The sequence below is a fragment of the Caballeronia sp. genome, from assembly GCF_028292365.1.
Taxonomy (GTDB): Bacteria; Pseudomonadota; Gammaproteobacteria; order Burkholderiales; family Burkholderiaceae; genus Caballeronia.
Genome location: NZ_JAQGMM010000444.1, coordinates 1 through 11,364, shown reverse-complemented (window position 1 = coordinate 11,364; position 11,364 = coordinate 1). Strand labels below are relative to the sequence as shown.

Below are 11,364 nucleotides of genomic sequence, written 5' to 3'. Positions count from 1 at the left end.
TCATCGAGGAACGCGCGAGCGCGGGCAATCACCGCGGCTCCGCGAGCCGGGTTGAATTGCGCGGTGCGTGCGGCGCCATTCGTGTCGGGAATCGCATCGGTGCCGTAGAGGGCGTCGTACAGGCTGCCCCAACGCGCATTCGCGGCGTTGAGCGCGTAGCGCTGGTTGGACAGCGGCACGACGAGTTGCGGGCCGGCTTGTTCGGCAATTTCCGTATCGACGTTCTGGGTCGTGGCCTGCACAACCGCGCTCGCAGGAACGATGTACCCAATACCTTCCAGAAACGCGCGATACGCCTTCAAATCCCGCACCGGTCCCGGATTCTTTCGATGCCACTGGTCCAGCTCCGTCTGCAACCGGTCACGTTCAGCGAGCAGCGAACGGTTCTTCGGGGCGAGGTCGTGGACTAACTGACTAAGACCGTTCCAGAACGCCTCGCTCTCTATACCGACTCCCGACAGAGCCTCTTCATCAACAAATTTTTTGAGAACAGCCGCGACCCGCAGGCCGTTTTTCTCGATCATTTCACCCATCATGTGCTCCAACAAATTCAAGTATTAGCTAGTCAGCCGTTGAGACTGTTTGCGGCCGCCTTGGCCACTTGTGAATCCTGGTCCGGCTTTACGCCTGATACGCCCACCGCGCCGACAACCTGGCCGTCGACCACAATGGGTACGCCGCCTTCCAGCGTCGCGACAAGTGGTGCGCTCAGAAATGCGGTTCGGCCGCCGTTGATCATGTCTTCATATTGCTTCGTTTCGCGTCGGCCGAGCGCTGCGGTGCGCGCCTTCTCGGTCGCGATGTAAGCGCCAATCGGAGCGCACCCATCGAGGCGGAGCAGGGCGAGCGGATGGCCGCCGTCGTCGACCACGGCGATCGCGACCTTCCATAGATTTTTCTCGGCTTCCGCGCGTGCGGCTTCGAGGATTTTCGTCGCTTCGGTAACGGTCAATACGGCTTTGCTTTGCATAGCTGCAGTTCTCAAGTCAAAAGTGTTTTAGCCGGCGCATGCCGGCATTAAGGATAGGGTTTACCGCGCCACGGATCATCCGCCCAGCGCGCCCTGCGTATTCACGTGCACCGCGTAAATGGATTGCGACGACGCCATGAACAACCGGTTACGTGCGTGTCCGCCAAAGCATAGATTCGCACAGCGCTCCGGCAGCGCGATCCGGCCGATCATCTTTCCTTGCGGTGAGATCACCATGACGCCATCGAGTTCGTCATTGCCCATGCCCCAGCCGCACCACAAATTGCCGTCGATGTCCGCACGCATTCCGTCAATTGTCCCGGCGCCTGCGTCGTAGAAGACCCGGCCTCGACCGATCCCGCGACCGTCCGAATCCATTTCATAAACGTGAATCATCCGGTTCGGCACACCGCGCGACTCAATGATGTACAGCAGTTTCTCGTCAGGTGAAAAGCACAAGCCATTCGGTCCCTTCAAGTCGCGCGTTACCACAGACGCTTGCCCGGTCACACCATCTATCCGATACACCGAGTGCGGTAATTCCTGCTCGGCCTTGAGCCCTTCGTAATGCCCTTGAATGCCCATTGGCGGATCGGTGAACCAGATCGAACCGTCCGATTTCACCACGAGGTCGTTCGGCGAATTAAGCGGTTTGCCGTCGTAGGAATCGAGGAGGACGGTCATGCTGCCGTCATACTCGGTACGCGTGACGCGGCGGCCATGCTCGCACGTAACGAGGCGTCCTTGCCGATCGCGCGTATTGCCGTTGGCGTAGTTGGAGGGTTTGCGGAATACGCTGACCACGCCCGTTTCCTCCTCCCATTTCAGCATCTGGTTGTTCGGGATATCGCTCCAGAGAAGGTAGCGGCCGTCGCCAAACCATACGGGGCCTTCGGTCCACCGGTAGCCCGTGGCCAGCCGCTCAACGGCAGAAAACGCCACGCGGTATTTATCGAAGGAAGGGTCCAGGGAAATCACGCGAGGGTCGGGGTATCGGTCAGCCTGTTGCCACATTTTCATCTCCTGTCGTGCGTTCCGGCTTTCCGTCAAGCCGGCGGCGAAAGCGCTAGTATAAATCAAATGAGTAAGCGCTTTCTCTTGAAATTGCGACTGGACTCTCATAAGATGCTTGGACGCTATGAATTTGTGTCAGTAATGCAGCAGTGAAAATGGGTCAGAATGGCTTGTAGAGAAAGCGGTTACTTTCGATTCGTCTCCTTATTGCGCATTACCGACAGCTGATCGAAATTTTTTAAGGGCAATGCCTGATGATCGAGATGTCCAGCAAGGACGTAACCGGGCCGGTTATCCGGTTGCATTCCGCCGATAACGTGGTGATTGCGCGCATCGACGTAGCGATCGGTACCGCGGTCCCGTCAGAAGATTTTGTTTGCCGCAGCCAGGTGACCGCGGGATACAAGATCGCGGCAAGACAAATTCGCAAAGGCGAGCCGATTCGCAAATACAACGTAGTGATTGGCTTCGCTGCGACGGATATCACGCCAGGCACAATGGTGCATAGTCATAACGTCGAGTTTCGCGAGTTCGATCGGGACTACGCATTTGGCGAGGATTACCGACCGGTTGAGATGGTGCCCGAGGCAGGGCGTGCCACCTTCCAGGGAATCGTGCGAGACAACGGCGAGGTTGCGACGCGCAATTACATCGGCGTGTTGTCGACGGTCAATTGCTCGGCCACGGTCGTGCACAAGATTGCGGAGTGGTTCACGCCCGAGCGGCTGGCGGACTATCCCAACGTGGACGGCGTGGTCGCATTCAGTCACTCGATCGGTTGTGGCATGGAGATGAGCGGCGAGCCGATGGCGCTATTGCGCCGGACCATGGCGGGTTACGCACGCCATCCCAATCTCGCCGCGGCGCTGATCGTCGGGCTGGGCTGTGAGCGCAATCAACTGGCCGGACTGATGGACCAGGAAGACTTGAAGGTGGATTCCCGGCTGCACACTTTCATCATGCAGGAGAGTGGGGGCACGCGTCGGACCATCGAGGCGGGCGTGGCTGCGGTGCAGGCGCTGCTGCCCGAGGCCAATCGTGTGAAACGCACGACAGTGTCCGCGAGTCACCTCAAAATTGGCCTGCAATGCGGCGGTTCCGACGGTTTTTCGTCGATCACCGCGAATCCTTCGCTCGGCGCCGCGATGGATCTGCTGGTACGTCATGGCGGCACGGCAATCCTCTCTGAAACCCCTGAAATCTACGGCGTTGAACATACGCTGACCCGGCGTGCAGTCAGTCGCGAAGTCGGCGAAAAACTGGTCGAGCGGATCCGCTGGTGGAAGGACGAGTATTCGGTCGGTCGAGACGTCCAGATCAACGGGCAGGTCAGCCCTGGCAATCAGGTCGGAGGACTGGCGAATATCTTCGAAAAATCGATTGGATCATCAATGAAAGGCGGGACCGGACCGCTGATGGAGGTGTATCGATACGCCGAGCCGGTGAGGAAACACGGACTCGTGTTCATGGATACACCCGGCTTCGATCCGGTCTCGGCGACGGGCCAGATTGCCGGCGGCGCGAACCTGATTGCCTTCACCACGGGGCGCGGTTCAATGTTCGGCGCCAAGCCCGTGCCGTCGCTCAAGCTCGCCACCAACACGCCGATGTACAACCGCCTCACGGAAGACATGGATCTGAACTGCGGCGGCATTCTGGACGGCGTCGCGTCGATCGAAAGTACCGGCCGGGAAATCTTCGATGCACTCCTGGCAGCCGCGTCGGGCGAGCGGACCAAGAGCGAAGTGCTCGGACTGGGCGACCACGAATTCGTACCGTGGCAGATCGGCATCATGAGTTGAGTCAGAGCAGCTCAGCGTATGAGCAGGGCGGACAGCCGTTTTGAGAATAAAACAATAAACACAATAAGTAAGCTGCCGCCTGGCAACCGGTCAAACAGATTAGTGGAGACAACCCCTTGAGCACGCAAACCTCGACCGTACGAATACCCGACAGCGCGGCAAGCAACTCGATCTACACGCGGGTGACCTGGCGCTTCATGCCCTTGCTGTTTGTTTGTTATGTCGTGGCTTATCTTGACCGGGTCAATGTGGGCTTTGCCAAGCTCCAGATGCTCAGCGACCTGCATTTCAGCGAGGCGATGTATGGCTTCGGCGCCGGGATCTTTTTCATCGGCTATTTCTTCTTTGAGGTGCCGAGCAACTTGCTGCTGCACCGGCTTGGCGCGCGTCGATGGATTGCCAGGATCATGCTCACCTGGGCCGTTCTCTCGGCGGCGACCGCATGGGTCAGCACGCCCACGATGTTCTACGTATTGCGCTTCTTTCTCGGCGTGGCCGAAGCGGGTTTCTTTCCGGGGCTCGTGTTGTATCTGACCTATTGGTATCCAGCGCACCGGCGCGGCAAGATGGTTGCTTTCCTGATGGCGGGCAACCCCGTGGCCGGCATTGTCGGCGGGCCCGTATCGGGCTTTATCATGCAGCGTCTCGCGGGTAACGCGGGGCTGGCGGGCTGGCAGTGGCTGTTCATTCTGGAAGCCATTCCCGCGCTGTTTCTGGCGATCATCATTTTCTGGTTCCTCGACGACCGGGTGAAGGACGCCAAGTGGCTGCCGCTCCATGAGCGTGAATTCATCGCGTCGGAAATTGAAGCGGAGGCGCGCACCAAGAGCCACGGTTCTGTGCGTGGAGTGTTCACGTCGCTCAAGGTCTGGCTCATGTGCGCGATTCTGTTCGGTATTGTAATGGGCTCGTATGCCGTCGGTTTCTGGCAGCCGACCATCATCAAGGGTTCGGGCATCACTGACGCCTTCACCATTGGGCTGCTCACCGTCGTGCCTTATCTCGTCGCCTTGATTTCGATGATCCTCGTTGGCCGCCATGCGGACCGCACACGTGAACGCCGCTGGCATGTTGTCGTGCCGCAATGCGTAGCGGCAGCGGGTTTCGTGATCTGTGCCTATGCGGGTAACAACACCTACATTGCGTTGCTGGGTCTGACGCTCGCCGCCTCGGGCGTGATTACCGCGCTACCGATGTTCTGGGCCTTGCCGACGTCGTTTCTCGGTGGCGCGGGTGCCGCAGCCGGCATTGCGTTGATCAATTCCACCGGCAATCTGGCGGGTTTTGTAAGCCCTGCGCTGGTCGGATGGCTGAAGACCGTCACGCATTCACTTGATTCCAGCCTGTTCCTGATTGCGGGGTCGCTGCTCGTGTCTGCATCGCTTATCTTGACGCAGCTTCCCGCCAAGCTTGTGAACAAGTAGCCAGTCCATGTCACTCGTCAGAAGTGCCAGATCATAAATTTCGGAATCCTTACTTACCAAGATGTGGAGACAACATGAAGACTGGCAGGTATCGCTACGTGGTCGCCTTGCTGCTATTTATTGCGGGCGCGATCAACTACATGGATCGGGCTGCGCTTGGCGTAGTCGCGCCTATCATCAACAAGGAGCTGAGCCTGTCTCCCTCGCAACTCGGGGTTGTGTTCAGCAGCTTTTTCTTCGGCTATTCCATCTTCGCGTTTGTCGGTGGCCAACTGGCTGACAAGTACGGACCTCGCCGGGTTTTCTCCTGGGCGATGGGAAGCTGGTCGATCCTCTGCGGGCTCACCGCGGCCGTGACCGGATTCGGTACGCTGCTGATTGCGCGCGCAATGTTCGGCTTTGGCGAAGGTCCGATGAACTCGACGACCAACCGGACCATCACCAACTGGTTCCCCCGCGACGAAACCGCGACCATGGTCGGGTTTACGTTTTCGGGGCAGACGGTAGGCAGTGCGATCGCAGGCCCGGTGGTCGGGCTGATCGCCATTGCTTATGGCTGGCGTACGTCGTTTGTGATCATCGCGGCGCTCGGGCTGCTGTGGATCGTCGCGTGGCGCATTTTCGCGACTGACCGGCCCGCTGAAAACGCCCGCGTCGGCGAGGCGGAACGCGAACTGGTCGAAGCGAGCCGCAGTGCGGCGCACCCGGCTGAAGGCGGCGACGAAACCACGCCGCTGCGCAGCTACCTGTTTCGTCCGAGCACACTCGCGCTCGGCGTTGGCCTGTTCGCGGTGAACTACACGTTGTTCGTCTTCATTTCGTGGATGCCGAGTTATTTCACCAACGCGCTGCATCTCGACATGGCGCGCATGAGTGTCCTGAGCGCGGTGCCGTGGGCATGCGGCGGGATCGGATATTTCGGCGGCGGCCTGCTTGCCGACGCTTACTTCAAGCGTGTGAACAACAAACTGCTGGCACGCAAGGTCTCGGCTACGGTGCCGCTCGCACTCTCGGGTCTCGCGCTGCTGGGCGTCAGCATGGTCGATTCCGTCACGCCCGCAGTGATACTCGTCGCGTGCGCCGTGATGTTCCTGACGGCTTCGTCGCAGGCGTGCTGGGCCGTGATGCATGAGCTTGTGCCAGGCAGGCATCTGGGTGGCGTGAGCGGCTTCGTTCACCTGATGAGCAACATTTCGGGCATCGTCGGGCCGACCATGATGGGAATTGCGGTCCAGTACTTTGGTGGTTACAGCAGCGGTTTTGTGCTCGGTGCGGTGATCGATCTGATTGGTGTGCTGGCCATGCTGCTGGTGATTGGCCGGCGCGCAGCAGATAAAGCAGCCGAGGGGCAGTCCACCGCCGCATAAACCGTCCCTTCCTTGTCACGCCAGGAGGCAGCGCGATGAACGGAAAATACCGTTACGTAGTGGCCGGGTTGCTGTTCGCCGCAGGCGCGATCAACTATATGGATCGCGCGGCGCTCGGCATCGTGGCGCCGATCGTCGGCAAGACACTCGACTTGTCCCCGTCGCAACTGGGTATTGTATTCAGCAGCTTCTTTATCGGCTATTCGGTCTTTTCGTTCCTCGGCGGATACTTTTCCGACAAATTTGGAACGATGCGCGTCTTTTCCTGGGCCATGGGCATCTGGTCACTGTTTTGCGGGCTGACCGCCGTCGCCACGGGATTCGTTTCGCTGCTGGTGTGCCGGGTGTTTTTTGGCATCGGTGAAGGGCCGATGAGTTCGAACACCAATCGCACCATCTCCAACTGGTTCCCTCGTCACGAAACAGCCACGATGATCGGCTTTACGTTCTCGGGGCAGACTCTCGGCAACGCGATTGCCGGGCCGGTCGTTGGGCTGGTAGCCGTGGCTTTCGGCTGGCGGGTGTCGTTCGTGATGATCGCAGTACTCGGCTTCGTCTGGCTAGCGTGCTGGCGCATCTTCGTGACGGACAAGCCGTTTCAGAACCGTCGCGTCGGCCTGGAAGAAACACGGCTCATCGACGAGAGTCGGGAAGCCGCCGAAGCACGCAACGTCGAAGATGACGGAACGACGCTTGGTTCCTATCTGCGCCGTCCGAGCACGCTAGCGCTCGGTGCGGGCCTCTTCGCCGTCAACTATACGCAATACGTGTTCATCTCATGGCTGCCGAGCTACCTCACGAGCGTGATGCATCTGGAACTGCGCGAAATGAGCATCGTCACGTCGATTCCGTGGATCTGCGGCGCGATCGGCTACTTCGGTGGTGGCCTCGCCGGTGACTTCATCTACAAGCGCATGGACGATCCGGTCAAGGCGCGCAAGATTGTGGCGACCTTGCCGCTTGCTATATCGGGCGTGGCCGTACTCAGCATCACTTCGGCAACCACGCTGCCGGCAGCGGTCGCGCTGATAGCGGGCGCACTGCTTTTCCTGACCGCCTCGTGCCAGTCGATCTGGGCAATCCAGCACGAGATCGTCCCTTTGCGCCGTCAGGGCGGGGTAGGCGGTTTCATCCATTTCCTGAGCAACCTGTCGGGCATCATAGGACCCGCGCTGACCGGCTTTCTGATTCAGTATTTCGGCGGCTATCACAGCGCCTTTCTATTCGGATCCCTGATTGATTTTGCGGGTGTGCTCGCCATGCTGTTTTTCATCCACGGCCACCCGCCAGCGACGGCGCGCACCATCGCACAACCGTCTCCATGAGTATCGTTATTTTTTTCCAGGTTGAGCTATTGCCATGAATCAAGCCATCTTTGAACCTCATCAAGCCGATTATCAGACAGCGTCGCGAATCGTTTCCGTGGAGGCGCGCACCATCCGCGTGCCGCTCGACCGCCACACTGCATTTTCGACGCGGCTCGTTACCGCCCGCGACTACACGGTCGTGCGCGTCACCACGGCCGACGGCCGGCATGGCATCGGATTTTGCTACAGCGGCAGCCGTGCGGGCATGCTGGTCACCTACGCCGTGCGCGAGCTCTTCGCGCCGCTGTTGCATGGGCGATCCGCCCTCGATGTCGAAGGCCTGTGGCGCGCGATGTACGAGGAGTCGCTGCTGCAAGGGCGCGCGGGGTCGGTCATGCGGGCGCTGTCCATCATTGACATTGCGATGTGGGACCGGAACGCGCGAGCGGCCGGCTTGCCGTTGAGCCGCTATCTCGGCGGGACGTCGAGCGCGACCGTGCCGGCATATGCCAGCGGTGGCTACTACGTCGAGGGCAAGACGCCGGAGAATCTCGGCGAGGAGATGGCGAGCTACGTGGCGCTGGGATTTCGCGCTGTGAAGATGAAGGTCGGACGACTTGATCTGCGGGGTGAAGAAGCCCGGATCAAGGCGGCAAGGGAGGCGATTGGCGATGACGTACTGCTGATGCTCGATGCCAACAACGCCTGGTCCGATGTTCCGACCGCGCTGGAATACATGCGCCGGTACGAGCCGTTCAACCCTTACTGGATCGAAGAGCCGTTCAGTCCGGACGACATCGAGAGCCACGCGCAACTGAGCCGGCGCACGCCGGTGACGGTTGCAACCGGCGAGATTGAAGCGGGACGCTGGCGTCATCAGGAGCTGCTCGATAAACGCGCGGCGATGATCCTTCAATCGGACGCGGCGGTGTGTGGCGGGATCAGCGAATGGCGGCGGATTGCGGCGTCGGCGGCGGCCGTGGGTGTGACCATGTGCCCGCACTGGTTTCACGATCTGCACGTGCATCTGGTGGCATCGACGTCCAATGCGCGCTATGTCGAATTTTTCCCTGACGATCAGGTGCTGAATTTTCGCCGGCTGGTGGATACGCAACTGGAGTTCGCGGACGGCAAGCTGACGGTGCCAACGCGTCCCGGCCTGGGCTTCGATTTCGATGAGGCAGCACTAAACGAATACGCGTTGGACGACTGGGCCTGAGAGGAGACGTAGACAAGACGTAAACTAAACGTAAGTAAAACTAAATGTTCTGCCGCCGGTTGTGCCTGCATCCGGCGGTGTCTTGCTTTATGCCGCTTTATGCCGTTACATCGATCCCGGGCATCGAGAAGCCAATCTTTTGCAGTGCCGAAGCGAGCGCGTCGCATTGCGCTTCTGTCAGATCAACGAGGGGCGGGCGTACAACACCCCACTCGGGATCATTCGAATAAACGCCGATCGCGGCTTTGAGCGCAGGGATCATTGGAAACTTGGCGAACACGGCACGCGTGGCATCGAGTGCTGCCTGGCGGGCATCGGCGTCATCCGACTGCCAGTGACGATACAGCTCCACAATAGCCGCCGGATTGACATTGCCGGTTGCCGTGATACAGCCGGCGCCCCCTGCGCGCATTGTGGCCAGCAGGAAGGTTTCGCTGCCGGCGAACACATCGAAACCAAGCGGCTGGAAGCGCTCGAGCATCGCCTGGGTGTTGCTCCAGTCGCCTGAACTGTCCTTCACGCCGGCGATGACGCCCGGGAACTCCGTCAACAGCCGTTCGATCAGCCCAAGGCTTAGCGGCACCTGGGACACAGGCGGAATGTGATACAGGTAGATGCGCAGTGCGTCCGACCCCACCCGCTCGATGATCTGCGCATAGCTGCGAAACAGGCCTTCGTCGGTGACGCCCTTGTAGTAAAACGGCGGCAGCATCAGCACGTGGTTAACACCCAGCGAGAGCGCATGGCGCGTCAGTTCCACCGTGTCCGTGAGCGCCGAACAGCCCGTCCCCGGCATCAGGCGATCGATCGGAATCTGCGCGCCGACCAGCGTTTCGAGCAGCTTCTTTTTCTCGCTGACCCCGAGCGAATTCGCCTCCGAATTCGTGCCGAACACGGCGAGTCCCACATCCTGTTCGATGAGCCAGCGGCAATGACGGACATAGCGGTCGTAAGCGGGCAGAAGGTCTTTTGTGAACGGCGTGACCACGGGCGAATAGACGCCGCGGGGCCGGTTGGCAGAAGTCATCACGTGTTCCTTTTCATTGAAGTGGGGGTGTTTCGCGCCATCAGCCAGCGAGACGTCTGGACGACGAACGTGCTTCGAGCGCTTCGGGATTCACACAGGTCGAGGAGAGATTGCCGTCGAGTGCGTCGATGAGATTGCGCGCAGCACGCATGGCCATGTTCTCCCGCGTCTGCCGCGTGGCAGAGCCGATATGCGGCACCGCGACCACGTTAGGCAGTTGCAGTAGTGGCGAGTCGGGCGACAAAGGCTCGCGTTCGAACACGTCGAGACCGGCGCCAAGAATGCGTCGTTCACGCAAATGCTCGATGAGGGCAGCTTCGTCGACGACCTGTCCGCGCGAACAGTTGATGAGAATGGCCGACGGCTTCATGAGCCCAAGCTCCGCGCTCCCGATAAGACCTTCGGTGGCGTAGGAAAGCGGGACGAGCAGGCAAACGAAATCGGCGCTCGCCAGCAGTTCGGGGAGCGGCCGCCATTGCGCGCGATAACGCTGCTCCGCTTCGTGATTGCGAGAGCGATTGGAATAGATCACGTCCATGCCGAAGCCGAGGGCAGCGCGCTTGGCGACCGCACTGCCAATGCGCCCAAGCCCGACGATCCCAAGCGTCTTGTGATGCACATCGACACCAAATTGCGCCTCGCCGACAGAACGGATCCACTGACCGCGCCGGGTCCAGTCGGCCAGCTCAGAGATACGGCGCGCGGTGGCGAGGATCAGACTGAAGACGAGATCGGCGGTAGTTTCGGTGACTTCGTCCGGCGTGTTGGTGAGCAGGATGCCGCGGCGCGAGAGCTCGGGGACGTCGAAGGCGTCAAAGCCGGCCGAGATGGTGGAGGCGGTCTGGAGCAAAGGCGCTGCATTGAGCAGATCAGGGGTTATCTTGAGATTGTTGCCGATGATCCCGTGAGCCGAGGCGAGCGCGCGCCGGAATGGCGCAAGGTCGCCGCCGGAAGAAACGTCGACCACGTCGACGGAGCAGTGCTGGCGAAGAACGTCCAGCACGGCAGGAGGCAGCGGACGATAGGCCACGACATGCTTCATGAAAACCTCGGATGAATGCTGTGTAGAGAGAGTTGAAAGGCTGCGGATGACAGACGAAAAGAACCGCTTGCAGAAGCACTATAGATATCGTTAAGATTGTCGTCAAGATTATCAATAATTTCATTGAAGAGTTAGGAGCAGCAATGGACGAGATGAAAAGCGGCTTGCGGCAGGGCCTGACGAACTACGGCG

General features: G+C 59.9%; 9 protein-coding genes and 1 pseudogene. 5 read left to right on the top strand and 5 right to left on the bottom strand.

What is annotated here, in order from left to right:
- The 3 genes and pseudogenes from JWR14_RS26415 to JWR14_RS26405 form a co-directional block, all read right to left on the bottom strand.
- A pseudogene (locus JWR14_RS26415) lies at positions 1-533 on the bottom strand (malate synthase G); the annotation flags it as partial.
- 32 nt (positions 534-565) lie between these two features.
- Entirely contained in the window at positions 566-970 is a 405-nt protein-coding gene (locus JWR14_RS26410; protein ID WP_299714449.1) for a heme-binding protein, read from the bottom strand.
- Between the two features lie 75 nt (positions 971-1,045).
- Positions 1,046-1,984, bottom strand: a complete 939-nt coding sequence (locus JWR14_RS26405) for an SMP-30/gluconolactonase/LRE family protein (protein WP_299714446.1) — start codon at positions 1,982-1,984, stop codon at positions 1,046-1,048.
- A gap of 254 nt (positions 1,985-2,238) precedes the next feature.
- Between JWR14_RS26405 and JWR14_RS26400 the strand changes: the two genes are divergently transcribed.
- The 5 genes from JWR14_RS26400 to JWR14_RS26380 all read left to right on the top strand — a co-directional run bounded on the left by JWR14_RS26400 (position 2,239) and on the right by JWR14_RS26380 (position 9,103).
- On the top strand, positions 2,239-3,786 hold the full coding sequence (locus tag JWR14_RS26400) for an altronate dehydratase family protein (RefSeq protein ID WP_299714441.1): 1,548 nt from the start codon (positions 2,239-2,241) through the stop codon (positions 3,784-3,786).
- Between the two features lie 116 nt (positions 3,787-3,902).
- On the top strand, positions 3,903-5,210 hold the full coding sequence (locus tag JWR14_RS26395; RefSeq protein ID WP_299714438.1) for an MFS transporter: 1,308 nt from the start codon (positions 3,903-3,905) through the stop codon (positions 5,208-5,210).
- A gap of 74 nt (positions 5,211-5,284) precedes the next feature.
- A complete protein-coding gene (locus tag JWR14_RS26390) occupies positions 5,285-6,577 on the top strand; it encodes an MFS transporter (RefSeq protein WP_299714435.1) in 1,293 nt (430 codons plus the stop codon).
- Between the two features lie 35 nt (positions 6,578-6,612).
- A complete protein-coding gene (locus JWR14_RS26385) occupies positions 6,613-7,902 on the top strand; it encodes an MFS transporter (protein WP_299714432.1) in 1,290 nt (429 codons plus the stop codon).
- A gap of 34 nt (positions 7,903-7,936) precedes the next feature.
- Positions 7,937-9,103 (top strand): mandelate racemase/muconate lactonizing enzyme family protein, encoded by a 1,167-nt coding sequence (locus JWR14_RS26380; RefSeq protein WP_299714429.1) that lies wholly within the window; start codon positions 7,937-7,939, stop codon positions 9,101-9,103.
- A 97-nt stretch (positions 9,104-9,200) separates the two neighbouring features.
- Here JWR14_RS26380 and JWR14_RS26375 read toward each other — a convergent pair whose 3' ends face one another.
- Entirely contained in the window at positions 9,201-10,130 is a 930-nt protein-coding gene (locus tag JWR14_RS26375; protein WP_299714426.1) for a dihydrodipicolinate synthase family protein, read from the bottom strand.
- Positions 10,131-10,170: 40 nt separating this feature from the next.
- The gene (locus JWR14_RS26370) at positions 10,171-11,172 is read right to left on the bottom strand and encodes a D-glycerate dehydrogenase (protein WP_299714423.1); all 1,002 of its coding nucleotides are present in this window, start codon (positions 11,170-11,172) and stop codon (positions 10,171-10,173) included.
- Positions 11,173-11,364: the final 192 nt, after the last annotated feature.